The following is a 24,491-nucleotide window of genomic DNA, read 5'->3' on the forward strand; positions in this document are numbered from 1 at the left end:
GCTCAGCCGGTGAGGTCGCCGAGCCAGCGCAGCGCGGTCAGCCCTGGCATGAAGCAGTATTCGCCGCCGCGCGTGACAACGAACCGCGGCAGCGACTGCAGGCGCCGCCGTACGCGGAGGCTAGGTGGTCGTTCGGGACCGGGCCTCGGCGGCCCAGTGGGGTGCGTTCCATTGGTCGGCGATGGTGGCGGCCCGGGTGAAGTGGGCGGCGGCCTCGTGGTCGCGGCCGAGGAGGACGGCCAGCTCGCCGAGGGTGTGGGCGACCGGGCGCAGCGCCAGGCTCGTGGCGCCCGCCGGGGGGCCGTCGCGGTGCGGAAGCAGCGTCGCGTAGATCTCCTCGGCCGCCTCGCGGTCGTTCAGGGCGACGATGGCCATCGCGCGCAACGTGGTGAAAAAGGTGAAGAAGAAGTCGGGACGGATCGGGCTGGGTGACGCGCGGACCTCGCGGGCTTCGGCGTCCAGGCCGTTGGCGTGGAGGGCGAGCGTGAGCAGGTCGGAGGTCATGGGGCCGAGCGCGGCGTGCAGGGCGCGCACCTCGTCCAGGTGCGCACCGAGCGTGCCGTCGTTCAGCCAGATCGTGGCCAGGGCGAGGTGGAAAAAGCCCGCGGCGTGCACCGATCCGGCGCCCCGCATGCCCTCGTCGGCCTTGATGTAGAGAAGTTCGGCGTCGGCGAACCGGCCTTCGATGAGCGCCAGGGAAGCGAGCGTGATCTCGGCGACGGCGATCGCCTCGCGCATGCGGTAGGTGCGCGCGAGGTCCAGGGCCTCGGTGATCACCTGATGCATGGTCACCCGGTCGTTGGCGTCGGCGGCGCCGCTGGCATGGTTGAGCAGCCCGGTGACGCGGTAGACCGGCAGGTCGTGCTCGGTGCCGATCTCCACGAGCTCCCGGCAGAGCTCGGCGTCGCCGTGGACTCGGGTCAGGATCTGGAGTGCCGCGGCCCGCAGCCGGGGTTCGGTGGCCAGGGCGAGTGCCTCATGCGCTGCCTCCAGAACGGTCGGGTCGTCCTCGCCGACCAGTTCGTCCGCGTACGCCGTCAGGAGCCGGGACCGCACCGAAGGGGGCAGGTCGTCACGCTTCAGCAGCCGGCTCAGGCGGTCGACGACGGGCCGGTCTACCGTGCCGTACGTACGAACCTGCCAGGCGGTCGGCTCTGTCCACGCGGTGAACGCGGCGATCATCAGGTCGTCGCGGCCCAGGGACTCTGCGTACTCCACGGCCTCACGGCGTGTCTCGCGGGCGGCTGCGACGGCTCCCGCCCGGATCTGCGCGCGCAGCAGCCTGCCGAGCAATTCGACCCGTTCGTCCGGTCCGGTCGAGTTGGCGACGGCGTCGGTGAGGAGGTCGGCCGCCACGTCGTGGGCGTAGCGAATCTCGGCGAGCTCGGCGGCCTGGACGCAGTAGCCGACGGCCTTCGGTGAGCCGGCGCGCGCGTAGTGGTGGGCCAGCGCCGCGATGTCGCCGGTGCCTTCGAGAGCGGCGGCGATCCGGGCGTGCATGCGGGCTGTGCGCAATCGGCTGAGGTCGGTGACGAGCGTGTCCCTGACGAGGGCGTGGACGAAGCGGATGAGGCCTGGGCCTGGCTCGTCGAGGAGCCCGGCGATGACGCCCGCGTCCAGCGCGTCCATCACGCCGTCCTCGTCGGTGTCGGCGGCCTTGACCAGGACGTCCACCGAGCTTTCCCGGCCTGCGACCGCGGCCAGCCGGAGGATGGACACGCCTCCTTCCGGCAGGCGGGCGAACCGGCGGCGGAGGACGTCCCGTACGCCTTCGGGGACCTCGGAGAGTGCGACCAGCGCGCCTTCGCCGTTCAGCAGCCGGGCGCTTTCGCGCACGTAGAACGGGTTGCCGCCGGTGCGCTCGGCGATCCCCGCGATGGTCTCCGCGTCGGTCTCGCACTCGGTCCGTACGAGCTCCGCGACGGCCGCGTCGTCCAGCCCCGGCAGCGCCAGGCGGAGGGGCGTGGCGCGAGCGAGGGAGGCCAGCGTCTCGGTGAGATGCCCGCTCTCGTCCGCGCGGTACGCGGCGACGACCAGGATCGGGGCCCGCAGGCCGAGGCCGCCACCGAGCAGCTCCAGCGTGGCGGCGTCCGCCCAGTGCAGGTCGTCCAGCACGACGGCGACCGAGCGTTTCGTGGCGACCGCCGCGAGCCACTTCCACACGGCCTGACGCAGCCGGAACCGTCCCGCGGTGGCGTCGTCGTCCGCCGGCCCGGTGTCGGTGAGCAGCGGCGCGAGGTCGTCCGCGAACTCGCCCGGGGACGTGGTCGCGGCGACGGCTCTCAGCGCCTCCGTCCAGGCCCAGGCGGGCGGCGCGCTGTCGACCTCGGGGCAGCGGCCGACGGCGACCAGCCACCCGTCACGTTCGAGCCGCCTGCCGAGGTGTTCCAGGAGCGTCGACTTGCCGAGCCCGGCCTCGCCGGTGACAAGGGCGATGCGAGCGCCGTCGGCGGCGGCCTCGGCGGCGGCCGTGACCAGTGCCGACAGCTGTGCCGCGCGTCCGACGAACGGCGCCTCGACGATCGGAGCCGGCCGCGGCGGCGGTGCGGCCGGCGGTGGCGGCGGCACGGACGCGCGCATGACGTCCGTGCGCTGGGTGAGAATCGCCTCCTCCAGCGCCCTCAGGTCCGGGCCGGGGTCGAGCCCGAGCTCCTCGGCGAAGATGCCGCGGGCGCGGCGGAGCGTCGCCAGCGCGTCGGCTTGGCGGCCGCTGCTCCACAGTGCCAGGGCGTGCAGCCGCCAGCCCTCCTCGCGGAGGGGCTCGTCGCGGGTGAGCCGCTCGGCCTCGGGAACCACCGCGGCGGGGTCGCCGATGCGCAGACCCGCCGTGACGTGCAGCTCGGTGGCGACCAGGCGCAGCTCGTTCAGCCGGGCCGTCTCGGCGGCGGCCCACGGCTCGTCGGCGACCTCGGCGAACGCCGGCCCCTGCCACAGCCCCAGCGCCCCGGCGAGCCGAGCCTGGGCGACGCGCGGGTCGATGTCCGTACGGGCCTGGTCGAGCAGGTCCTCGAACCGCCACGCGTCCACCGACTCCGGCGGCAGCCGCAGCGCATAACCGGGCGCCGCGCTCATCAGCAGCCGGGCCGGCGTGCGCGGCGGGCGCCCGGGCTCCAGCAGCCGGCGCAGGTTGGACACGTACGCCTGCAAGGACATCAGCGCCCGCGCGGGCGGCTCCCCGCGCCACAGATCCTCGATCATCCGATCGACCGGCACGACCTGCCCACGCGCCGCCACCAGCAACGCCAGCACGCCCCGCTGCCGCGGCCCGCCGAGGTGCACGGACTCACCGTTCACCTCGGCCGTGAACGCGCCCAGCACCCGGATCAAGACCATGACCCGCACATCTTACGTTGACGGTTCCAAGTCGGCTCCAAATCCCCTCCAAACACCCGGGAGCAGCCTGAACACGTCGCAACCGATGAAAGGGCAGGGACAGATGAGCGTCAACACCCAGGACATGGAGATCGTCCACCGAGCCTTCCGCCGCGAGTCACGGCTGCTGGTGGAGCTCGTCGCGGCGGTCGCCCCGGGTGACACCGCTCGCGCCAAGGTGATCGCCGACCACTTCCGCATCTACCGCACGGGCCTGCACAACCATCACGAGGGCGAGGACGAGCTGTTGTGGCCGCCGCTCCTTTCCCGGGTGGACCTGGGGGCCGACATCGTCCTGCGCATGGAGGCCCAGCACGAGCGCGTCGCGGCCACGCTGACCAGGCTGGACGCCGCGGTCCCCGCTTGGGAGGCCACCGCGGGCGCCGACGAACGCGACACCCTGGTGGCCGCCCTCACCGAGCACCGCGCGGTCCTGCTGGAACACCTCGACGACGAGGAGACCACCCTCCTCCCGCTCGCCGCCGAGCACGTCACCGAACAGGAGTGGGCCTCCCTGGGCGACCACATGGTGACCAACACTCCCAAGCTCACCCTGCTCACGCTCTTCGGCGCCGTCCTGGAAGACGCGAACCCGGCCGAGCGCGCCATCGTCCTCGGCGGCCTGCCCGCCCCGGTCCGCGTCATCTGGCACGTCATCGGCCGCCCCCGCTACGCCCGCCACATCCGCCGTGCCCGCGGCTGAACCCTGCCCAGCCTGAACGCCATGCGGCTGAGCCCTGCCCAGCCTGAACGTCATGCGGCTGAACCCTGACCAGCCTGAACGTCATAAGGAGAAGAACCATGTCGCTGAAGAACGTCAACACCGTCCTGGCCATCGCCGTGATCCTGTTCACCCTCTACCTCGGGTTGTCCTTCGTCCTGCCCCTCGGAGCGACCTTCCCTGGCCTGCCGAACTGGCCCTCTGACGACAGCGGCTTCCCCATCGTGAAGGGCAGCCGCGAGCTCGCGATGGGCCTGGCCATGGGCGCCCTGCTGGTGACGGGCCACCGCCGCGCCCTGGGCTGGGTCCTGCTGATGGTGGCCGTCGCCCCGTTCGGCGACATGGTCAACGTCCTGGCCCACCACGGCTCCATGGCCGCCGCGTTCGCCATCCACGGCCTGACCGCGGCACTGATCGCGGTCAATGGCCTGCTGATCCTCCGCGAGACCGGCAAGGCCCAGGAGGCCGCCGCGCAGCCCGCCTGACATCCCCGAAGTGCCTTCGCATTTTTCTGAGAACTCGAAAAGGGAGACGACAATGACGATCAACGATCTGCGCAGTGTCCTCAAGGGGCGCGTGCTCCTGCCCGATGACGACGGCTTCGAACAGGCGGCCACCGCCTGGAACCTGACCGTCAGGCAGCCGGTGGCGGCCGTGGCGGAGGCCGCGGATGCCGCTGATGTAGCGGCGCTCGTACGTTACGCGCGGCGGGCGGGTCTGACGGTGACCGCGCAGCCGAGCGGACATGGCGCCTCGGGTGATGTGGAAGGCCTGATCCTGCTGCGTACCGGCCTGCTGAACCAGGTGGAGGTCCGCCCGCAGGAGCGCGTGGCCCGGGTGGGCGCGGGGGCCAAGTGGGGGCAGCTGCTGGCGGCGGCCGGTCCGCTGGGTCTGACCGGCCTGGCCGGCAGCGCGCCGGGGGTCAGCGTGACCGGCTACACCCTGGGCGGCGGGGTCGGCTGGTTCAGCCGCAAGCACGGCTTCGCCTCCGACAGCGTGCGGGCCATCGACATCGTGGACGCCGACGGCGAGCCAGGCCGGGTGACCGCCGAGTCCGATCCCGAGCTGTTCTGGGCGCTGCGCGGCGGTGGCGGGGACTTCGCGATGGTGACCGCCCTCGAACTCGAACTGTATCCCGCACCGGTCCTGTACGGCGGGCGCGTGATCTGGCCGGAGCACCGGACCAGAGAGGTGTACGACGCGTTCCTGGAGATCACCGCCGAGGCGCCGCGTGAACTCAGCGTCTGGATCAACCGGCTCCAGCCGCCCGGCGCACCGCCGATGGTGACGCTGGATCTGGCCTACCTGGGTGCGGCGGCCCAGGGGGAGGACCTGCTGGCGTGCATCGACAAGATCGAGGGCGCGATCTTCGACAGCCGCGGCGTCGTCCCGGTTGCCGACCTGGGCGCCATCGCCGCCGAGCCCACCGATCCGGCCCCATCCATCACTCGTGCCGAGCTGCTCACCGGCCTGGACGCGGACGCGGTGGAGCTCCTGCTGGCCAAGCCGCTCGAACCGCTCATCAACGTACAGATCAGGCACCTGGGCGGGGCACTCGCCGAGCCGCGCGGCGAGTCCGGTGCGAGCGGCACGGTGGCCGAGCCGTACCTGCTCAGCCTGGTGGGCCTCGGCCTGCCGCACGCGGCCGATGCGACGCGCGCCAAGCAGACCGAGGTCGTGGCCGACCTGGGGGCCTCCATCAGCGGCCGCAAGCCGTACACCCTGCTGTCCCCGGGTGACACGGCGGCGACGTCCTTCTCCGGCAGCGCGCTCGCGCGGCTGCGGGAGATCAAGCGGACCCGTGACCCGCACAACGTGTTCCGCGCGAACTACCCGGTGCTCGGATAGATCGATTCCCGGCAGGTCATGGCCCCTCCGCCCACCGGGGCGGCGGGGCCGCACCGAACCCGCGTGACGGCGAACGCCTCCCCCTATCGGGGTCGTGGTCGTCGCGATCGCGGGACTTGATGACGCCGTCGCCGTCTTTATCGTCGTCGTAGCGGTCTTCGATGTCCTCAACGGGTTCCGGTTTCGGCGTCCAAGAGGGCGTTGCAGCCGACGACAACAAGGGCGATTACTGCGAGGCAGCCCCATGCTGCACCCTGGTTGCCTGATCTGGATTTGCTGGGCATGGAGTCCCCTCCAGCTCCACGTGAACACGAACGGTATGTGGGACGCTGCTTTGCGCTACTTAGTTGGCGGGAGAGCCCTCATCCATTAGCAGGCTCATCTGGCTTTCGCAGTCCCGCCACTTCTCCATGCCTGTGATCCTCACTGGCCGGCGGGCCATGAGCCGGGTTGGATATGACGAGCCGCACCCAAAGCACGTCTTGCACCTAACACGACCTATTCGCCATAAATGGCGATATTGTCATATATAGTGCAATCAGGAGCATTCTTCACCTGATGCCGGAAGGCGGAATTAAATCGGACGATGAGCACTTTTGACAATTCTTCTTGATGACGTCATGATCGTCTGTCATGTTCACCATGACCTTACGCCAACAGAACACGCGGTTACTCACGGTAAGTGCTGCCTTGTGCATCGCTCTGACCACGACCGTGAACGGATCCGCTGCGGCCGCGTCCGCTGAACCCGAGCCCACCGGACAAGTGGTCGCCTGGGGAAGCAATTACTACGGTCAGTCCACACCTCCCGCTTCCGTCCAGTCAGGTGTGACCGCGGTCTCCGGTGGGCTCAGTCACGCTCTCGCACTCAAGGACGGCGTGCCCATCGCCTGGGGCAACGACTCAATGGACAAGTTGTTCGTGCCGATCGAACTGCGCCGGGGAGGTGTGACGGCGATCTCCGCCGGAAACGATCACAGTCTGGCCGTCAAGAACGGCAAGGTGTGGTCCTGGGGCGAGTTCACCGAGCCGGGAAGCTTTCTCGCGCCGCCGCCCGGGACGGAATCCGGCGTCAGCGCCGTGTCCGCCGGCTACCTGCACAGCCTTGCGCTCAAGGATGGCAAGGTCATCGCGTGGGGCTACGGCTCCCATGGAGAGACCCGGGTCCCGAGCGCGGCGGAATCGGGCGTCGACGCCATTTCCGCTGGAATGTACTTCAGCCTGGCGCTGAAGAACGGCGAGGTCCTTTGCTGGGGCCCCAACAACTTCGGGGAATGCAACGTCCCGGAAGAAGCCATGGCCGGTGTGACGGCGATCGCCGCCGGCTCGACTTTCACCCTCGCCCTCAAGAACGGCAGGGTCATTGGATGGGGCAACAACAATTATCACCAGCTCGACATGCCCATCGAAGTCGATGACCACGTCGTGGCGATCAGTGCCGGTTCTCAGCACAGCCTTGCCCTGAAGGACAACGGGGAGGTCATCGGCTGGTGGTACGACAAGCAAGGGCAGAGCACGGTGCCGACCGTGGCGAAGTCCGGGGTCTCCATCATTTCCGCAGGCGGATATTTCAACCTGGCCGTGAAGTGAACGACGCCTGAAACACCCTCCGCGAATGCCCCCGCCATGGAGAGCGACGGCTTCGCGCCACCGCTCTCCATGCAAGTCACTGGTGGCTCAGCCCCGTGGGATCTGTCCGTTCTTGGAAACCGGTACGGCCCGCTGCAAGGCGTCGGTCAGCCTCACATCCTCGGGCGGCAGGTTCGCCAGCATCGGGTTGAGCTGGGTGAGGGAAGGCCGACGTTCATGGCCGGGTTCGGCGTGTGGGCGTAGCCCAGCAGATCGATGTGCGAGATGAGCCTGAGGACGAGGTTGCTCTTACCCGCGCCATTGGCCCCTCCCAGGACGTTGACGTCGCGCACCTCGATCCGCGCCGGACGGACCGAGGTGTAGCCCTCGACCCCGATCGCGGTCAACCGTCGGCGCATCATGGTCAAAGCTCAGCCCTGACCCATGCTCTCGGCGGGTTCGAGCACGACCAGGCACGTACGCGCCCGCCGCGGTGTGACCGAGGCCATCAGGTCGAACCATGTCCTCTACATGTTCTGTGTTCATCGGAACGAGCGTGGACGGCTTGGCTGGCCGGCGTCTTGCTAGTTCCGGAGGAGAACGCCTTGTCCATCGCCAGCCAGGGCTTATCAGAAGAAGCGGCAGCCGAGCACTTCGGCGTCAGCGTCCAACTCATACGCTGGCGAATGAACATGACACGGCGCCCATAAGCGGCTTACCCGACGACGGGCTGCGAACACCCGCTGTCGATGATGCCTCCGGTTCGTGCCCAGCACCCGCCATCCGCGACCAGGACCTGCTCTCCTTAGGTTGCCAGGCCCTCACCAGAGTTATGATCCGTTGGGAACACATTGGGAACGGTCAACCGTAGACGGCCGGTGATCGCCATAGACAGCCGGATACAAAGCAAGAGGCCCGTCACCGCGTTTCCGCTGGTGACGGGCCTCTTCCCGCTGGTGTGGCAGGTGCAAGGTTCGAACTTGCGTAGGCTGAGCCGACGGTTTTACAGCTCGTGACCGTTGTGCTTGAGGGATGGCCTTCTACCTGCGGCAGAACGATCTCTCGTCACGATGAGATCCATGATCATTACCCGCATATTGCACGGCAGGTCACTGGGTCGGAACCTTCAGTCGATCGACCCGACGATGGGCTCCGCCCCGTAGTGAATCGGTGTCAGGGCGACCCCAGTGGCCCGTGCAGCCAGCGCAAGGGCGAGAGCAATGGAAGTCCGCGAGTCGGCCTCTCCGTCCAGCGGCATGCGCAGCTCTCGCATATGAGCCAGCAGGCGGTCAGGATCGCTGCCGTTCCGATCGCCGGGGAAGAACGGCTCGAATTCCGTGACCACCACTCCATCGACGGAGTAGACGAAGTGCTCGTCCATGGTGATGCCTGTAATGACCCTTGCCATCTCCGTACCCTGGGAGAGGGTCTCTGGGAGCGGCTGGCAATGGTAGTCAATCAGCACTGCTCCTCCGTCTCCCGCGTAGGCGGCAATGCCCACTTCTCGGGAGGTGTCACCGGGAGTGGCGCCGATCCGGTGCAATGCTTCCTCAGGAGACAGGCCTCGCACGAACGTCACGCCGATCAGGTCGCTGTCCGTTTGATACTCCTCGATGAACCAGGCGTAATCCATCGGCGATACGCCGCCCATTGCTTGTCCCTTTCGCCCCTGCCTGGACAATGATCCTTTTCGGGGACAGGCTAGGGGCAGCAGCCGTTACTTCGGTAGGGGGACAGCCGGGTCCGCCCATCACTGAGTTGGCGCTCGTGCCTTTGACTGCCTCGACTCGAGAACGGACTGCAACAACCCTGCTCGGTGAGCCCCCGACCATGCATAGTGGCCAGCCATGCCGTGGCGATCGTAAGGGCTGCAGTTGTGCGGCGGCGTGGCAACCCCGGTCGGAGCGTTCGGTCAGTACGGCGGGGCCGGCGTGCGGTGCCCGGCCCGGTGTCCCGCCCGCCGTCCGAGACCGGCCCCCAGGCCGCACGCCCGGACGGCGGGCGGGCGGAGGGCCGGGGGTACGGCGGCGCGCCGCCGTACCCCCGGCGCTTGACGGCAGGGCTGCGGCCTCCACGACGATCGCCCGCAAGCGCGCCGTCTTCCACGCCCTCCTGGAGTACGCGGTGGAGTTGGCGGAGCTTTTCGGCAAATCCGCTGCACAAGGTCAAGTGGAAGCCGCCCAAGACGACCGAGACGGTAGATGCCCGCGTCGTGGTGAACCCTCGCCAGGCTCAGGAGCTGCTGACTGCGGTGACCTACGTAGGACGGCGCCGGCAGGGGCCAGCGGCTGATGGCTCTCTTCGCCTGCATGTACTACGCCGCCCTACGCCCGGCCGAAGCAGTCGGCCTGCGACTCCAGGACTGTCACCTGCCTGCGTCAGGCTGGGGACGGCTCACGATCGACGTGTCCCGGCCAGAGGTCAACAACCCAGTGGACCGACACTGGGGACGCGCACGAAGTACGCGGCCTCAAGCATCGGGGCAGACAAGACGTCCGCCCGGTGCCCATCCCTCCCGAGCTCGTCGCGATCATCCGCGAGCACATCGCGGAGTACGGGACCGCCAAGGATGGTCGCTTCTTCCGCAGCGAACGGGGCGGTGTCGTCGCCTCCACTGCCTACACGGAGGTCTGGCAGGACACCCGCCTCCTGGCCTTCACACCCGCACAGGTCGCCTCACCGCTCGCCAAGCGCCCATACGATCTCCGGCACGCAGCCGTATCCCTCTGGCTCAACGCGGGCGTCTCAGCCCCGGACGTGGCCGAACGAGCGGGCCACGGTGTCGATGTCCTCCTGAGGGTCTACGCCAAGTGCGTCGACGGCCACCAGGACATCGCCAACCAGCGGCTTGGTGATGTCCTCGCCGCATGACCACCTACCGACCGCACCCAGGGCCCCGGCCCACCACCAGAGCTCTTGTTCTTGGCCGCGTATTGGCCGGAACTGGCGTCCGAACTGGGGAAACACGCTCAAGATCATTGCACGCATATTGGTGGACCAGCGACAACAGCCCGCTCACGGCGGCATCTGGCTGCACAGCCCCTGAAACGCAGAAGAGGCCCCGGAGGGCCTCTGAACTGCTCTTACTGCGTGTGGCAGGTGCAAGGTTCGAACTTGCGTAGGCTGAGCCGACGGTTTTACAGACCGCTCCCTTTGGCCACTCGGGCAACCTGCCGTGCCATCCGCTCTCGCGGCGACAGACAGAAGAATAGCGGACTTCCGAGGTGTACGTGACACCGGTTTGTCCCGTGCCGGATCCGGGTTAGCGGCTTCGCCGAAACAGGAGTCGTCCGGCGGCTCGTGCGTGCTGCTGGAACGTGGCGGCGTCGTTGACTCTCGGGAACGGCTCAGCGGGGGCTGGGACGTCCAGGAAGGCGCACAGGGGCTGCCAGCCTTGCTTGACGTCGAAGACCAGGAGGCGGTCCGGGGGGATCGTGGCTTTGACGTTCTCTATGTGGGTGGTGAAGGCCTTGAGGGCGTGGTCGGGGTGCATCTGGCCGGCGAAGACGCCGTCGCGTACCACCAGGCCGGTCATCTTGACCAGGGCGGCGAAGTCTGTGCCTGCGAGGGTGGAGATGCGGTGGATGGTGCGACCGGAGAGTGTGGCGCCGCGCTTCGCCTGCTTGAAGATGGTGGCGTTCATGCTGGCCAGCCAGCGTTCCGGGTCGCGGACGGTGAGGATGACCTTGGCGTCGGGGTAGTGGTCGGCGAGTTCGCGCCAGTACGCGGCGGCGGGCCAGTCGACGCAGGAGGAGTAGCCGGATAAGAGGGAGTTCCAGTCCGTCTTGCGGCCTTCTGCCAGGGCCAGCCAGCGGTGTACCTGGCCTCGGCGTTGTACTACTTCGGTCATGTGGTGGCATGGGCCGAAGCCCAGGCGTTCCAGGGCGGACTTGGTGGACAGCGTTCCGGTACGGCCGAAGCCGGCCCCGATTATGCGCATGATCCCTATTATTTCGATCGGAAACTGCGATATGCCGCAAACATGTTCCTTCGACGCTCTGGGGTGAGCAAGGGGTCGGGGTCCTGCACTGCGCGCCGATGCTGGCTAGGCTCGTTCGCTGGGTCCACGCGTTCGCGTACAGCGAGGGCGGTGGGATCCGGACAGTGCTTCACAGCCGAGAGGATGGGTGTTTTGGCCGATTCATCTTTCGACATCGTCAGCAAGATCGACCATCAGGAAGTCGACAACGCTCTCAATCAGACGGTGAAGGAGGTCGGACACCGCTTCGACTTCAAGGGCACCGGGGCGAGCATCAGCTGGTCCGGGCAGACCAACATCGAGATCAAGGCCAACAGCGAGGAGCGCGCGACGGCCGCACTCGATGTGTTCAAGGACAAGGTGGTCAAGCGGGGTCTCTCGCTGAAGATCCTCGATGCGGGAGAGCCCAAGCTGTCGGGCAAGGAATATCGCATGCTGGTCAGCCTGAAGGAGGGCATCGACCAGGAGAACGCCAAGAAGATCTCGAAGCTGATCCGTGACGAGGGGCCGAAGGGCATCAAGGCACAGATTCAGGGCGAAGAGCTTCGGGTCAGCTCCAAGAAGAAGGATGACCTGCAGGACGTCATCACTCTTCTCAAGGGCAAAGACCTGGACATCGCACTGCAGTTCGTGAACTACCGATAATCGGTGGGGCGGGATTCACATCCGGGTTCTGGGGATCTGTCCAGGATTCAGGGGCGGTCCCGGTGGTGCCAGGGGTTCGGCTTGGGGCTGGGTGCGGAAGGCGTATCCGGGGCGCACGGGTGAGCGCGGCGACGCGGCTGCTCCTGTGTCCCGGGCCGGCCGTCGACGATCCCAGGAGAGGCGCTCGCGGGCGAAGGGCGCGCGCTCTCTTTCTCCAGGTTCGACCGTAAGCTCGTTAGTCATGACGAAGATCCCCCTACACCGTGTCACTGCCCGTGCCCTGCCGATTGACGACCAGGACCGGGTGCTCCTGCTTTACGGTTTCGATCCCGCGCGGCCGGAGCAGCCGTTCTGGTTCACCATCGGCGGAGCCATGGAGGACGGCGAGACGCTGCAGGAGGCCGCGGCGCGCGAACTGCACGAAGAGGTCGGCATACGGGCGAGTGCGGACGACTTCACCGGACCGTACGGAATCAGCACGATCGAATTCTGCTGGGCCGAGTACGCCATCACCCAGGATCAGACGTTCTTCGCGCTCTGGGTCGGCGCCAACGCGGCGGTGTCGTTCGAGCACATGGAGCAGATCGAGAAGGACACGACGACCGCGCACCGATGGTGGAGCGTCGAGGAGCTGGAGAGCACCCAGGAGGCCTTCTTCCCGGAAGATCTCGCGGTGATTCTGCGGAAGGTCGTTGCGGGCGGAGAGTTCGAGTAACCCCCCGTCATGCCATGTGCAGCTGTAGAGCCCGAATGGTGGGTTCGGGGGCGCAAGAGGGCTAAGAGGTTCTATCGGGGCTCTCGGAGGGCTTGAGGCGCTCTGAGCGGGTTTGCTCCCGCCGTATGGCTGCTGCCGAGGCCGTCTCGCCCAGGGCGAAGGGGTCAGCGACGGTAGCCGGCCATGCGCTCGAGGCGGGCGACCCGCTCGGAGGTGGGCGGGTGGGTCGAGAAGAGGCGGCCGAAGCCGGAGCCGCTGAACGGGTTCGCGATCATCATGTGGGAGGCCGAGGTCAGGCGGCTGTTCTCAGGGAGCGGAAGCCGGCGGGCGCCCATCTCGATCTTGCGGAGGGCCGACGCCAGGGCGAGCGGGTCGCCGGTGAGCCTGGCACCCGCTTCGTCGGCCTGGAACTCTCGCGTGCGGGAGATCGCCATCTGCACCATGCCCGCCGCCACCGGCCCGAGCAGCATCATCAGCAGCGCCCCCAGGAAGCCCGGCCCCTCGTCGTCGTCGGAGCCGCCGAAGAAGACGGCCACATAGCTGACCCAGGTGATCATCGTGGCCAGCGCGCCGGCCACCGAGGAGACCAGGATGTCGCGGTTGTAGACGTGTGACAGCTCGTGTCCGATCACCCCGCGCAGCTCGGCCTCGTCGAGCAGCTTGGTCAGGCCGTACGTCACGCACACCGCCGCCTGGCGCGGGCTCCTGCCGGTCGCGAACGCGTTCGGCTGCACCGTCGGCGAGATGTAGAGCCGGGGCATCGGCTGGCGCGCCTCGGTGGAGAGCTCTCGCACGATCCGGTAGAGCGTGGGCTGCTCGACCTCGCTGACGGGCCTGGCGCGCATGGCCGACAGGGCGATGCGGTCGGAGAAGAAGTAGGCGACACCGCTGCTCACCAGGGCGAGCAGGAACGCGATCCGCACACCGGTGCCGCCGCCCAACCACGCGCCCACCGCGATTATCAGCGCTGACAGGCCGCCGAGCAGTACGGCGGTGCGCAGACCGTTGTGGTGCAAGGTTCCCCCCTCCGGGGTCTGGGTTCACCTGGTCCAACGATGATGACCCGGTCCTTCGTTCCCCGCCGTGCTCAGCTGAGGGCGGAGTGCGACTTTTCGCGCGCGTTCAGGAGGCATCGTGGGTCTCAGAGGGCTGCCTGCCCGCGCGTCCGCGCGCCCGCGCGGCTTCCCGGCCGTCAGCCGAAGGCTGACAACGAGGTCGCGTTCAGGACGAGCTGGGGAGCGATCGAGAACAGGACGGCCACCGCCAGGGCGAGGCCGATGGCCAGCCAGGTCGCCGGGAACGGGCGGTGCGGGGCCGGCAGCTTGGTCGCGGCCGGGGTGAAGAGGCGGGCCGTCCAGGCGGCGTAGTAGTAGAGGCCGATCACGGTGTTGACGGCCATGATCAGCGCCAGCCAGCCGGCGCCGCCTCCGACGATCTCGCGGAAGACGAAGACCTTGGCGAAGAGGCCCGCCAGGCCTGGAGGGAGCCCGGCCAGGCAGACCAGGCAGAACGCCAGCGCGATGCCCGCCACCGGGCTCCGGAACGCCAGCCCCCGGTAGTCGTCGAGCTCGTTGCGGGCGGCGGTCCTGGAGACGAGCATGACCACGGCGAACGCGCCCAGGTTCATCGCCGCGTAGATCACCAGGTAGGCGGTGGCGGCGCCGACCGCGGTGCTCTCGGGCTGCGGGGACGTGGCGACCGCCAGGGGGGCCAGGATGTAGCCGGACTGCGCGACGGAGGACCAGGCCAGCAGGCGTACGGCGGAGCGTTGCCGCATCGCCAGCAGGTTGCCGACCGTCATGGTCAGCGCGGCGATGATGCCGACGATCGGAGCCCAGGTGGCGGCCTGTCCGGATAGGGCGGCGACCAGGACGAGGATCAGCCCGGCGAACCCGGCCGCCTTGGAGATCACCGACAGCAGCGCGGCCACGGGGACGGGCGCGCCCTGGTAGACGTCGGCCGCCCAGGAATGGAACGGCACGGCGGCGACCTTGAAGGCGAACCCCGCCACCACGAGGACGACCCCGACCGAGACGACGGCGGGCAGCCCCTGGTCGGTCGCCAGCATCGGGTCCGCGATCGCGCCGGGCGCCTCGATCTGGCCGCTGAAGACGGCCGCCAGCCGGGACAGGTAGACGGTGCCCGCGATGCCGTACAGGAGTGAGACGCCGAACAGCATGACGGCCGTCGAGACGACCGACACCACGAACAGCTTCACCGCCGCCTCGGACCCGCGCCCGTCGTAGCGCTTCATCGCGGTGAGCGCGAAGACCGGCAGCGAGACCAGCTCCAGCGCGACCACCAGCATGATGAGGTCGCGGGAGGCGGGCAGGGTGACCGCGCCGACGAGGGTGCAGAGCAGGAGGAAGTACCACTCGCCCACCGGGATGCCGCCGCCGTCGAGCTGCGTCATCGACATCAGGACGACCACCACGGCCGCCACGAGCACCACGCCCGCGAACACCAGCGTGAACTCATCGACCACGAACGAGCACAGCCCCGCCTGGCCGCCAGGCCCCGCGAGGTTGGGAGGCACGCAGAAGGTGGATCGCGGTGTGCCGGCCCCGACGGCCTGGACGATGACGAGGCCCAGGGAGACCAGGACGCCGGCCAGCGTGACGAGCCCCAGCGTGGTCTTCGTCCGCGGACGGGCGGGCAGGAACACGTCGAGCAGCAGCACCAGCCCGGCCACCAGCGCGAGCGCCAAAGGTGGCGCGATCACGAAATAGTCGATCTGCTGGATCATGAGACGGCTCCCAGCAGGGTCTGGACGGGTGGCGTGGTGAGCGACAGGAGGAGACCGGGCCAGAGACCGAAGAGCAGGGTGAGGAGCACGAGCGGCGTCCAGGCCAGCAGTTCGTAGCCTCTGATGTCGTCCGGGGCCGTCTCGGGGCCGTCGCCTGAATGCTCCTCGGAGAAGCCTGGAGGCTCGGAGAACCTGTCGTACGGCTCCGGATTCGAGCCCACCGGGTCCAGGGTGGCCGTCGCCGAGCGCGTCTCGGGTGCGCCGAGCGGCACGACGGGGCGTTCGTCCGGAGTGCGCGCGCGGGCCGCACGGACCGCGGGCCGGCCGTGGGTGACGCGGGACAGCATGACCACGAAATAGGCCGCCGTGAGGACCGCGCCGAGGCCGCCGATCACCATGTACGTGAGGAAGAGACCGCGCGGGAGCCCGTTCGCCGGTTGGAACGCCCCGAACAACGCCAGCATCTCGCCCCAGAACCCGGCCAGCCCCGGCAGCCCCAGCGAGGCGATGGCCGCGAACGTCAGCACCGAGCCCAGCCGCGGCAGCGTCCCGAGCAGGCCGCCGCCGATGGAGGGCATGTCAGCGGTGTGGTAGCGCTCCTTGATCGCGCCGGCCAGGAAGAACAGCAGGCCGGTGATGAGGCCGTGGGCGACGTTCGCGAAGAGGGCGCCGTTGATGCCGACGGGGGTCAGCGTGGCGAAACCCAGCAGAACGAAGCCCATATGCCCGACCGACGAGTAGGCGATCATGCGTTTGAGGTCGCGCTGGGCGAGGCAGGCCAGGGCGCCGTAGATGATGCCGACCACGGCGAACGCGCCCAGCCAGGGCGCCACCGCCGTCGCCCCCTCGGGAAGGACGGGGATGCCGATCCGCGCGAAGCCGTATGTGCCCATTTTCAGCAGTACGCCGGCGAGCAGCACGGAACCCACGGTCGGCGCCTCGGTGTGGGCGTCGGGCAGCCACGTGTGGAGTGGCCACATGGGCGTTTTCACCGCCAGCCCGATGCCGATCGCCACGAACGCCAGGATCTGCACCGATCTGGACATTCCGGCGCCGTGGGACGCGCTCAGCGCCTCGATGTCGAGCGTCCCGGTCTGCGCCCAGATGAGCAGCAGGCCGAGGAGCATCACGACCGAGCCGAGCAGCGTGTAGAGGATGAACTTGACCGACGCCGCCCGCCGCCCCTCGCCGCCCCAGACGCCGATCAGGAAGTACATCGGGACGAGGACGAGCTCGAAGAACACGAAGAAGAGCAGCAGGTCGAGGGCGAGGAACGTACCGATCATGCCGACTTCGAGCACCAGCAGCGTGAACACGAGGGCCCTCGGCCGCGCCCGCAGGAGCTGCCCCGGACCTCTGCCGCCGCCCCAGCCCAGATAGACGAAGCACAGGAACGTCAGCAGCGCCGTCAGCGCGACCAGCGGCAGCGAGATCCCGTCGACCCCGAGATGGAACCGGAGCCCCAGCCCCGGAATCCACGGCAGGTCCACCTCGAACTGCGGCCGCGCCGCGCCGCCGTAGTCGAAGGCCGCCACCATCAGCAGGGCCAGCACCAGCGTCAGGCCGGAAAGGACCATCCCGTACGTACGCAACCGCGGGCGCAGCGCCTGCGGGAACACGAGCAGCAAGAAGGCGCCGGCCAACGGCACAGCCAGCAGCGCGACGGGAACCCAGCCCATCATGCGAACACCACCGCTCCGACCGCGATCAACAGGACACCGGCCAGCACGCCGCTCACGTAGAGCTGAACGTTGCCGTTCTGGGCGAGTCGCAGCACACCGGACAGTCCGCGCGCCGATCGGCCCGAGCCGCGCACCGCTCCGTCCACGACCACGTCGTCCGTCCTGACGACGAGCCTGGCCAGTGCCAGGACCGGGCGGACGAACAGCGCGGCGTACAGGGCGTCCACGGAGAACGCGCGCTCGCACGGCCCCCGCAGCGGGCCCAGCAGGCGGGCCGGGTCGGCGACGGGGTCGAGGCGCCAGAACGCGTAGACCGCTCCTGCGCCGAGCACGGCGGGCACGATGCTGATGGCCGCCACGCCGACGTCCAGGTGCAGCTCGCCGGCGAAGCCCAGCAGCAGGGCCGGGACCGCGAGGAGGATGACGGGGATGAGCATCGTCCTGGGGGCCTCGGTGACGTCCACGACGTGTGCGGTGCCGGGCTCCGGCTCCGGCAGCGCCACGACCCTGGCCTCGCCGAAGAAGGTGCGCAGCCAGGCTCTGGCGGCGTACGCGCCGGTGACGGCGACGGTCGCGAGCGCGCAGCCGTACAGGAGGAGGGCGGCGGCGTCGGTCAGCGTGCCGCTGGACAGCGTGTCGTCCATGGCCAGCAGGATGCCGTCCTTGCTGAAGAACCCGCTGGCCGGCGGGATGCCCATCAAGGCGGCGAACCCGATCGTCATCGCCACGAACGTCACCGGCAGCTCCCGCCGCAGACCGCCCATCTGAGTCATCAGGTTGGAGCCCACGTGGTGGATCACCGCGCCCGCGCACAGGAACAGCAGGGCCTTGAACGCGCCGTGGGTCAGCAGGTGGAAGATGGCCGCCGTGTCGGAGCCCGCCGCCAGGCCGCCCGCCATGTAGGCGAGCTGGCTGACCGTGGAGTAGGCGAGCACGCGTTTCAGGTCGTCCTGGGCGAGCGCGGCCAGCGCGGCGCCCAGCATGCCGAGCGCGGCCAGGACGGCGAGCACGTCGAGCGTGGGCCGGGCGGCGAGGAAGGCCGGGAAGAGCCTGGCCACGATGAAGATGCCGGCCGCGACCATGGTGGCGGCGTGGATCAGCGCGCTGATCGGCGTCGGGCCCGCCATCGCGTCGGGGAGCCAGGTGTGCAGCGGGACCTGTGCGCTCTTGCCCGCCACCCCGGCCAGCAGCAGCATCGTGGCGGTCACCACGGTGGCCGCGGACATCTCGGGCACCTTGCTCAGCACGTCGGCGATGCGGAAGCTGCCGGCCGCCGCGCCGAGCACGAAGATGCCGAACAGGAAACCGACGTCGCCCAGACGGGTGACGAGGAACGCCTTGATCGCCGCGCGGGAGTTGCCCCGGTCTTCCCACCAGTGGCCGATGAGGAGGTAGGAGCAGAGGCCCATGATCTCCCAGCCCACGTAGAGGACCAGGAGGTCGCCCGCATAGACGACCAGGAGCATGGCGCTGGTGAACAGGCTGATGAACGCGCTGTAGGAGGGGTAGCGCGGGTCGTCCTTGAGGTAGCCGACCGAGTAGACCTGTACGGCCAGGGCCACCGCGGTCACCAGGACGCCGAGGACGCTCGACAGGTTGTCGGCCTGAAGGGTGAGCGAGATCGGGATGCCGCCGGTGACGATCGTGCCGTAGGTCCGGCCGGTGGGCGGGGACGTGGTGACGCCGTTGAGGTAGGCGAACCCTGGGTCCCAGGCCAGCCAGGTGGCGAGGACGGCCGCGGCGGCGGTGGGGATGATCGCGAGCCAGGCGGCTCGGGTGTTGGCCTGCTTCTTGGCCTGCGTGTTGGCCTGCGTGTTGGCGCGCTCGTTCGCCGTGGTGCGCGGGGCGGGGCGCCGACGGTGGGGCCAGCGTGAGAGCAGGAGGCCCGCGAAGGCGGCGAGGACCGGGAGGAGCACGGCCAGCAGGGGGAACGTCGTCATCGTGGGCCACCTCGCTTGACGGGCTGCTCGCCCGCGCGGCCATCCTCGGTCTCAGCCTGGCCCTTTTCGCCCGGCTGGCCTGCTTGGCTTGCGTTCGGTGGGTGATCGGCGGGGTCGGCGGGGGTGTGGGCGGCTTGGCTGCGTGGCGGGGCCGCTGGGATCAGCGCGAGGTCGCCGGGGTCCTGGTCGCCGGGCGCTTCTGCCGCTGCCTCAGCGGCCTGTTCGTCGCCGGGCTCCCCGGGCTCGGCGAGGTCGCGTAGGTGGTCGAGGTCGACCGTGCGGCGGTTGCGGTAGAGGGCCAGCACGATCGCCAGGCCCAGCCCCACTTCGGCGGCCGCGATGACGATGACGAAGAGGGTGAGCACCTGGCCGCTGTGCAGCCGATCGCCCAGCCACACGTCGAACGCCACCAGGTTGAGATTGACGGCGTTGAGCATCAACTCGACCGACATCAGCACGAGGATCGTGTTGCGCCGGGCGAGCACGCCGTAGACGCCGACGGAGAAGAGGAGCGCGGAGACGACCGCCGGGTAGACGATGTGCACTACCTACCCCCGGTGTGGTCGGGTGGCGAGCTGGATCCGGCCTGGTCGGGTGATGGGGCGCCGTTGGGCTGGGAGCTCGGGTCGGGGGGCGGGCCGCCGGGGATGTCCGTACGGGACAGCACGATGGCGCCGATCAGGGCGGCGAGCAGCAGCACCGACAGCGCCTCGAACGGCAGCACCCACGTGGCGAACACGCTGGCGCCCAGCGCTTCGGCGCTTCCTTGGCCTGGTTTGAGCGGGGTGTAGGCCGTACGGAAGCCGTCGATCACCACCGTGACCAGGACGGCCGCCGTCGCCACCGCCACCACCGCGGCGACCAGCCTGTTGCCGCTGTCGAGGTCGGCGGAGCGGCCGATGGGCGCACGGGTCAGCATGATGCCGAACAGCATCAGCACCACGACCGCACCCACGTAGATCAGGACCTGGACCCAGGCCACGAACTCGGCGGTCAGCACGAGATAGCCGCCGGCCAGCGCGCCGAAGCTCACCACGAGCCAGAGGGCGGCGTGGACCAGTTGCCTGGTCGTGACGACGAGCAGCGCCGAGCCAACCGCTACCGCGCCCAGCAGCAAGAAGACGATCTCTTGCCCGGTGGGTGACAGGTAGGAGGGCACCGCTTCGATCACGACTCCTCCTCGGACTCCCTCGGCTCGTCAGGATCGAGCCGCCCCGGTGGCCTGATGGACCGTGGATCGGCCATCTTGCGCCGGCGAGGGCTCGCGGAAGAAGTCTGCTCCTCCGGCCCGGGCTCCGGTTGCGGTTCGCCCGTGGCTGTGGACAAGTTTTGTTCGGGCGGCTGCCCTGTGGATGAAGCCGGTCCCCCGGGTTGCTCCGCCCCTGTGGAAGGTCCGGCGTCGCTGTCGGCTTCTGAGGGGGATCCGGCGCCCGTCGCATCCGGAGCCGAGGTGTCCGTCGCATCGGGAGCCGAGGTGTCCGTCCTGCCCTCTGCTGAGGAGTCGGCGTCCCTTCCGGCCTCGATCGCAGGGCCGGCATCCGTTCCGGTTCCTGTTGAGGAGCCGGTGCTTCCGCTGCCGTCGGCCGCAGGGCCGGTGCCCGTCTCGTCGGCTGTCGAGGGGCCGGATTCCGTCCCCGAGCCGGTGTCATCGCCTGTTGGGGAGCCGGTTTCCCCCTGGCCCTCTGGTGAAGCAGCGGGCTGGGGGCGGGAGGGGAGGACGCCCGGGGGGCGGATGCCGCGTACGTTCGACATCGTGCGGCGCTTCGACGGCGCGCTGGGGTCGGCCTGCGCTGCGGGCGGCTCCCCCGCAGGAGACTCCGCCACGGCGGGTGTCTCGCCGGAGGGAATGCCGTCGGCGGGCGTCTCCCCTGGGCGAGCGTCCGTCGCGGGCATACCGGCCGCGGGAGTATCGGTGGTGGAGGTACCGGCCGAAGGCGGTTCCGGGGTGGAGGTACCGGTCGAAGGCAGTTCCGGGGTGGAAGTGCCGGTCGAAGGCAGTTCCGGGGCGGAGGTGGTACCGGCCGGAGGCGGTTCCGGGGTGGAGGGGGTACCGGCCGAAGGCGATCCCGTCGTGGGGGTGCCGGCCGACGGCGTCTCCGGGGTGGGGGTGCTGGGCTTGGTGTCGGGGCGCGCGGCCGGCGTGGGTTTGCCCGCTCTAGCCGTACGGGCTGCGTCCCCCGTACGGGCGGCGGCGGGGCGGCGCGGGGCGGCGGTGAGCTCCTTCGGGGGCTCGGCGCCGGGGTCGTGGGCCGGAGGGGGCGGCACCGTCTGGGTCCAGGCGGCCAGCTTGTCCTTCTCGTGAAGGAGGTTACGGATGTCGCCTTCCGCGTACTCGAACTCCGGAGACCAGAAGAGCGCGTCGAACGGGCACACCTCGATGCAGATCCCGCAGTACATGCACAGGGCGAAGTCGATCGCGAAGCGGTCGAGGACGTTGCGCTGACGCGGACGGCCGCCCTCGGGCGCGGGGAGCGTCTCCTTGTGGGAGTCGATGTAAATACACCAGTCGGGACACTCTCGGGCACAGAGCATGCAAGAGGTGCAGTTTTCCTCAACTAGGGCGATAACGCCGCGGCTCCGCGGCGGGAGGGCGGGCTTGACCTCGGGATACTGCTGCGTCACCGATTTGCGCAGCATGTGACGAAGAGTGATGGACAGCCCTTTTGCCAGTCCGACTCCCGGTATCCGCGCCATGGTTCAACATCATGACGCACTTGGCCCCGCACGTGAATGAGCCAGAGCGTTGTCCCCAGTTTTTCCACAGTCATCCACAGGTTGGCGGGAGGTTATCCACAAGCTGTGCGCATGCCCGATATGAACGACTGCATGGCGATAGTCTCTCGCCATGCAGCACAGCCATCCGGTCCGTCCCAGTGGCGGGGCGTGGGCGGCCGCCGTCGTGTGGGCCTGCCTGCCCCTGTTCACGTGCGGCCTGGCGACCCCGTTCACGATCGGGTTCGCGGCTTTCTGGCTGCGCAGCATCTGGCACGTCTTCGCCGCCTCCTGCTACCTGGTCGCCATCGGGTCCTTCGTGATCGCGGCCCTCGCCTACGACGACTTCGAGGACATTCCTGGTCCCCTGTCCGCAGTGGTGTCCCTGGGCCTCCTGATCAGCTGGATCGGCGGGGTCATCCACTCGGGGATCCTGGTGCCCTTCATGGTGCGCGCGCGTCTCAGAGCGCCTGTCTACCGGCCGGCGCCCATCCGGCAGCCTGTGGTGGACCTGCACCAGCGCACCACGTCGCCCACGCCCCATCGGCGGCCCGCGGAGCCGGCTCATCGGCGGCCCGGGGAGAGCGATCAGGCGCGGCGGCCCGGGGAGCCGGAGTGGATCGGGCATTACCGGGTGCTCCAGCCGCTCGGGCGCGGCGGGCAGGGGGCGGTCTACCTGGCGATGGCGCCCAACGGGGTGCGGGTCGCCGTGAAGGTGCTGCACGATCTGGTCGATGACGTGGCGCGGGCCAGGTTCGCGCGGGAGGTGGAGGCGGCTCGGCGAGTCGCGACGTTTTCCACAGCCCGGGTCCTCGACGTCAACATCAGCGGGCAGCACGCGTACATCGTGAGCGAATACGTGGAGGGGCCGTCGCTGGAGCAGCTCGTACGCAAGCACGGGCCGCGCGACGAGGACGGCCTGACGCGGCTGGCGTTGTCCACAGCCGGTGCGCTGGCGGCCATCCACAAGGCGGGGGTCGTTCATCGCGACTTCAAGCCGAGCAACGTGCTGATCGGGAACGACGGGCCGCGCGTGATCGACTTCGGGATCGCCAGGGCGCTCGATCAGGTGACCGTGACGTCCGGGAAGATGGTGGGGACACCGCCGTACATGTCGCCCGAGCAGTTGACGGGGGAAGCGGTGGGGCCGGCCTCCGACGTGTTCAGCTGGGCGGTCACGATCATGTTCGCGGCCACCGGGCGGCCCGCCTTCGGGGAGGACACGGTGCCTGCGGTCTTCAACCGGGTGCTGACGGTCCACCCGGACCTGTCGCCGCTGCCGCCCGGATTGCGGGCGATCGTGGGGTCGTGCCTCAACAAGAGCCCGGACGAACGGCCCTCGGCCTCGGACACGATGCTGGCCATCATCCATTAGGCCGACACGCCCAGCTGGGCGCGCACCCCTGACGCCACCCATCAGGACGCACTTCGGCGCACGCCACCCATCAGGACGCACTTCGGTGAACGCCGCTGACGATGCACTTCGGCGCACGTCATCGAATGGCGGCCCCCAGGGACCGCACGCCGCCGACGACAGCCCGTCAGGGCGTGGCTTCTCTGGCCGCCTTGGCGAGGTCGAGGTACTCCTCGCGCCCCACCCTGTGCGCCGCCAGCATCAGCCCGTGCCGTTCGGCGAACCGGTGTGCGTCCTCCGCCGACCAGCGGCCCGGCAGGTGATGGAGCGCCTTGCCGAACCGGTCGAGCACGAAGAGCCCGGTCAGGTCCTCGTACCGGTAGATGAGGAGGCTGAAGGCCTGCCCCGGCCTCTCGCCCATCCAGAGCTTGGCTATGTCCGCGTTCCCCGCGGTCACGTAAAGCTTGTTGTACGATCGCGGGTTCAGGTAGGGGCCGCCGGGCGGGCCGAGGACCGTGCCGCGCCGCACCCGCCGGCGATGCATCCGGGTGAGCGCCGGCCGGATGACCAGCAAGGCCGGGCTGAAGGCCACCATCAGCCATTTGGCCTCGAATATGTCCACGAGAAAGCGGCCTAAAGTCGACAGGCCGCGCCACGCGCCCCACATTCCCCATGTGCCCATATACACCATGAGGCCCAGGCCGGCGACTCCCGCGCACACGGCCATCGTTTTGCGCCATTTGGACAGGGACGGCAGCGGCAGACCGCGCAGCCGCTGCCAGCCGGGAGCGCGGCCGGCGAGCACCGTGCGGACCTTCGCCGAGGGCTTTTCGCGAGCGTCCACCAGCGGGAGACCGGCCCGCCGGCTGAAGTCTTGCAGGTGGGGCGTGTGCCAGTCGCCGGGCAGGTCGAGGAGGACCAGGCCGTCGGCGTCCAGCGCCGCGACGCCCTTGACGGAGTGCGACTTGCGTTCCTGGTCCGCGACGACGTCATGGTTGTACTGATAAAGGCACATAGGCCGTACATGTACGGAATGGCCGGAAACCTGGTCGGTCGCGGTGAGCATTCCGTCACCGGCGGAGGTCAGCAGGGTTTTGGGACACCGGCTGCCTTTCGCCGCACCCGCGACGGGAAGGAGTTCTTTCATGCGTCATATCCCCCAATGGGCCCCTGCCCGGTTATGACGAATAAGGGCGGCGTAAAGTTTC

The 24,491-nt window shown here is 69.1% G+C and carries 21 protein-coding genes, 1 tRNA gene and 1 pseudogene; 10 read left to right on the top strand and 13 right to left on the bottom strand.

Going from position 1 to position 24,491, the window contains the following annotated elements:
- Positions 1-120 precede the first annotated feature (120 nt).
- Entirely contained in the window at positions 121-3,333 is a 3,213-nt protein-coding gene (locus tag ABEA43_RS32345) for an ATP-binding protein (protein WP_345567782.1), read from the bottom strand.
- A 103-nt stretch (positions 3,334-3,436) separates the two neighbouring features.
- Here ABEA43_RS32345 and ABEA43_RS32350 point away from each other — a divergent pair, with 103 nt between their 5' ends.
- From ABEA43_RS32350 to ABEA43_RS32365, 4 genes are all read left to right on the top strand, one after another.
- Positions 3,437-4,075, top strand: coding sequence for a hemerythrin domain-containing protein (locus tag ABEA43_RS32350; protein ID WP_345567784.1), 639 nt, complete (start codon positions 3,437-3,439; stop codon positions 4,073-4,075).
- A 98-nt stretch (positions 4,076-4,173) separates the two neighbouring features.
- The gene (locus ABEA43_RS32355; protein WP_345567786.1) at positions 4,174-4,578 is read left to right on the top strand and encodes a DUF4267 domain-containing protein; all 405 of its coding nucleotides are present in this window, start codon (positions 4,174-4,176) and stop codon (positions 4,576-4,578) included.
- Positions 4,579-4,630: 52 nt separating this feature from the next.
- A complete protein-coding gene (locus ABEA43_RS32360) occupies positions 4,631-5,941 on the top strand; it encodes an FAD-binding oxidoreductase (RefSeq protein WP_345567788.1) in 1,311 nt (436 codons plus the stop codon).
- Between the two features lie 633 nt (positions 5,942-6,574).
- Entirely contained in the window at positions 6,575-7,531 is a 957-nt protein-coding gene (locus ABEA43_RS32365; RefSeq protein WP_345567789.1) for an RCC1 domain-containing protein, read from the top strand.
- A 152-nt stretch (positions 7,532-7,683) separates the two neighbouring features.
- Here the strand turns inward: ABEA43_RS32365 and ABEA43_RS32370 are convergent, their stop codons facing one another.
- Together ABEA43_RS32370 and ABEA43_RS32375 are read right to left on the bottom strand one after the other, a co-directional pair.
- Positions 7,684-7,917, bottom strand: coding sequence for a hypothetical protein (locus tag ABEA43_RS32370; protein ID WP_345567791.1), 234 nt, complete (start codon positions 7,915-7,917; stop codon positions 7,684-7,686).
- 719 nt (positions 7,918-8,636) lie between these two features.
- Positions 8,637-9,161 (bottom strand): DUF6461 domain-containing protein, encoded by a 525-nt coding sequence (locus ABEA43_RS32375; protein WP_345567793.1) that lies wholly within the window; start codon positions 9,159-9,161, stop codon positions 8,637-8,639.
- Between the two features lie 851 nt (positions 9,162-10,012).
- Here ABEA43_RS32375 and ABEA43_RS32380 point away from each other — a divergent pair.
- Positions 10,013-10,381, top strand: a complete 369-nt coding sequence (locus ABEA43_RS32380; protein ID WP_345567794.1) for a hypothetical protein — start codon at positions 10,013-10,015, stop codon at positions 10,379-10,381.
- A gap of 222 nt (positions 10,382-10,603) precedes the next feature.
- Here the strand turns inward: ABEA43_RS32380 and ABEA43_RS32385 are convergent.
- Together ABEA43_RS32385 and ABEA43_RS32390 are read right to left on the bottom strand one after the other, a co-directional pair.
- Positions 10,604-10,685: transfer RNA gene (locus tag ABEA43_RS32385), tRNA-Tyr, on the bottom strand.
- An 87-nt stretch (positions 10,686-10,772) separates the two neighbouring features.
- A complete protein-coding gene (locus ABEA43_RS32390) occupies positions 10,773-11,450 on the bottom strand; it encodes a sulfotransferase family protein (RefSeq protein ID WP_345567795.1) in 678 nt (225 codons plus the stop codon).
- 183 nt (positions 11,451-11,633) lie between these two features.
- Here ABEA43_RS32390 and ABEA43_RS32395 point away from each other — a divergent pair, with 183 nt between their 5' ends.
- Both ABEA43_RS32395 and ABEA43_RS32400 read left to right on the top strand, forming a co-directional pair.
- Positions 11,634-12,134 carry a YajQ family cyclic di-GMP-binding protein gene (locus ABEA43_RS32395; RefSeq protein WP_345567796.1) on the top strand — a complete coding sequence of 167 codons (501 nt, stop codon included), beginning with the start codon at positions 11,634-11,636 and terminating at the stop codon, positions 12,132-12,134.
- Between the two features lie 241 nt (positions 12,135-12,375).
- Positions 12,376-12,849 (top strand): NUDIX hydrolase, encoded by a 474-nt coding sequence (locus tag ABEA43_RS32400; protein ID WP_345567798.1) that lies wholly within the window; start codon positions 12,376-12,378, stop codon positions 12,847-12,849.
- 164 nt (positions 12,850-13,013) lie between these two features.
- Here the strand turns inward: ABEA43_RS32400 and htpX are convergent, their stop codons facing one another.
- From htpX to ABEA43_RS32430, 6 genes are all read right to left on the bottom strand, one after another.
- Entirely contained in the window at positions 13,014-13,865 is an 852-nt protein-coding gene (gene htpX, locus ABEA43_RS32405) for a zinc metalloprotease HtpX (RefSeq protein WP_345567800.1), read from the bottom strand.
- Positions 13,866-14,041: 176 nt separating this feature from the next.
- Positions 14,042-15,595: an NADH-quinone oxidoreductase subunit N gene (locus ABEA43_RS32410; RefSeq protein WP_345567801.1), complete on the bottom strand. Its 1,554-nt coding sequence runs from the start codon at positions 15,593-15,595 to the stop codon at positions 14,042-14,044.
- Positions 15,592-17,274: a complex I subunit 4 family protein gene (locus ABEA43_RS32415; RefSeq protein ID WP_345568071.1), complete on the bottom strand. Its 1,683-nt coding sequence runs from the start codon at positions 17,272-17,274 to the stop codon at positions 15,592-15,594. Before ABEA43_RS32415 ends, ABEA43_RS32410 begins: the two co-directional genes overlap by 4 nt.
- Entirely contained in the window at positions 17,274-19,217 is a 1,944-nt protein-coding gene (locus tag ABEA43_RS32420; RefSeq protein ID WP_345567803.1) for an NADH-quinone oxidoreductase subunit 5 family protein, read from the bottom strand. Before ABEA43_RS32420 ends, ABEA43_RS32415 begins: the two co-directional genes overlap by 1 nt.
- Positions 19,214-19,762, bottom strand: a complete 549-nt coding sequence (gene nuoK, locus ABEA43_RS68250) for an NADH-quinone oxidoreductase subunit NuoK (RefSeq protein WP_425570390.1) — start codon at positions 19,760-19,762, stop codon at positions 19,214-19,216. Before nuoK ends, ABEA43_RS32420 begins: the two co-directional genes overlap by 4 nt.
- Positions 19,762-20,388, bottom strand: coding sequence for an NADH-quinone oxidoreductase subunit J family protein (locus ABEA43_RS32430; protein WP_345567805.1), 627 nt, complete (start codon positions 20,386-20,388; stop codon positions 19,762-19,764). The genes nuoK and ABEA43_RS32430 overlap by 1 nt, the downstream gene beginning before the upstream one ends.
- A 561-nt stretch (positions 20,389-20,949) precedes the next feature.
- Here ABEA43_RS32430 and ABEA43_RS32435 point away from each other — a divergent pair.
- Positions 20,950-21,519 carry a hypothetical protein gene (locus tag ABEA43_RS32435; protein WP_345568090.1) on the top strand — a complete coding sequence of 190 codons (570 nt, stop codon included), beginning with the start codon at positions 20,950-20,952 and terminating at the stop codon, positions 21,517-21,519.
- Positions 21,520-21,531: 12 nt separating this feature from the next.
- Entirely contained in the window at positions 21,532-21,660 is a 129-nt protein-coding gene (locus ABEA43_RS32440) for a hypothetical protein (RefSeq protein WP_345568092.1), read from the top strand.
- Here ABEA43_RS32440 and ABEA43_RS32445 read toward each other — a convergent pair.
- A pseudogene (locus ABEA43_RS32445) lies at positions 21,597-21,911 on the bottom strand (4Fe-4S ferredoxin); the annotation flags it as partial. The gene ABEA43_RS32440 and the pseudogene ABEA43_RS32445 sit on opposite strands and share 64 nt — an antisense overlap.
- A gap of 151 nt (positions 21,912-22,062) precedes the next feature.
- On the opposite strand from ABEA43_RS32445, the gene ABEA43_RS32450 reads away from it, so the two are divergent.
- Positions 22,063-23,304, top strand: coding sequence for a serine/threonine-protein kinase (locus ABEA43_RS32450; protein WP_345567807.1), 1,242 nt, complete (start codon positions 22,063-22,065; stop codon positions 23,302-23,304).
- Between the two features lie 166 nt (positions 23,305-23,470).
- On the opposite strand, the gene ABEA43_RS32455 is transcribed toward ABEA43_RS32450, so the two are convergent.
- Positions 23,471-24,430, bottom strand: a complete 960-nt coding sequence (locus ABEA43_RS32455; RefSeq protein WP_345567808.1) for a hypothetical protein — start codon at positions 24,428-24,430, stop codon at positions 23,471-23,473.
- Positions 24,431-24,491: the final 61 nt, after the last annotated feature.

Source organism: Nonomuraea rosea, assembly GCF_039539705.1.
GTDB classification, from domain to species: domain Bacteria; phylum Actinomycetota; class Actinomycetes; order Streptosporangiales; family Streptosporangiaceae; genus Nonomuraea; species Nonomuraea rosea.

Bases quoted from the DNA above. Each gene is read 5' to 3' on its own strand.
- ABEA43_RS32345 (WP_345567782.1), bottom strand. From the start codon at position 3,333: ATGGTCTTGATCCGGGTGCTGGGCGCGTTCACGGCCGAGGTGAACGGT.
- ABEA43_RS32350 (WP_345567784.1), top strand. From the start codon at position 3,437: ATGAGCGTCAACACCCAGGACATGGAGATCGTCCACCGAGCCTTCCGC.
- ABEA43_RS32355 (WP_345567786.1), top strand. From the start codon at position 4,174: ATGTCGCTGAAGAACGTCAACACCGTCCTGGCCATCGCCGTGATCCTG.
- ABEA43_RS32360 (WP_345567788.1), top strand. From the start codon at position 4,631: ATGACGATCAACGATCTGCGCAGTGTCCTCAAGGGGCGCGTGCTCCTG.
- ABEA43_RS32365 (WP_345567789.1), top strand. From the start codon at position 6,575: ATGTTCACCATGACCTTACGCCAACAGAACACGCGGTTACTCACGGTA.
- ABEA43_RS32375 (WP_345567793.1), bottom strand. From the start codon at position 9,161: ATGGGCGGCGTATCGCCGATGGATTACGCCTGGTTCATCGAGGAGTAT.
- ABEA43_RS32390 (WP_345567795.1), bottom strand. From the start codon at position 11,450: ATGCGCATAATCGGGGCCGGCTTCGGCCGTACCGGAACGCTGTCCACC.
- ABEA43_RS32395 (WP_345567796.1), top strand. From the start codon at position 11,634: ATGGGTGTTTTGGCCGATTCATCTTTCGACATCGTCAGCAAGATCGAC.
- ABEA43_RS32400 (WP_345567798.1), top strand. From the start codon at position 12,376: ATGACGAAGATCCCCCTACACCGTGTCACTGCCCGTGCCCTGCCGATT.
- ABEA43_RS32410 (WP_345567801.1), bottom strand. From the start codon at position 15,595: ATGATCCAGCAGATCGACTATTTCGTGATCGCGCCACCTTTGGCGCTC.
- ABEA43_RS32415 (WP_345568071.1), bottom strand. From the start codon at position 17,274: ATGGGCTGGGTTCCCGTCGCGCTGCTGGCTGTGCCGTTGGCCGGCGCC.
- ABEA43_RS32420 (WP_345567803.1), bottom strand. From the start codon at position 19,217: ATGACGACGTTCCCCCTGCTGGCCGTGCTCCTCCCGGTCCTCGCCGCC.
- ABEA43_RS32435 (WP_345568090.1), top strand. From the start codon at position 20,950: ATGCCGCGTACGTTCGACATCGTGCGGCGCTTCGACGGCGCGCTGGGG.
- ABEA43_RS32440 (WP_345568092.1), top strand. From the start codon at position 21,532: ATGTCGCCTTCCGCGTACTCGAACTCCGGAGACCAGAAGAGCGCGTCG.
- ABEA43_RS32450 (WP_345567807.1), top strand. From the start codon at position 22,063: ATGCAGCACAGCCATCCGGTCCGTCCCAGTGGCGGGGCGTGGGCGGCC.
- ABEA43_RS32455 (WP_345567808.1), bottom strand. From the start codon at position 24,430: ATGAAAGAACTCCTTCCCGTCGCGGGTGCGGCGAAAGGCAGCCGGTGT.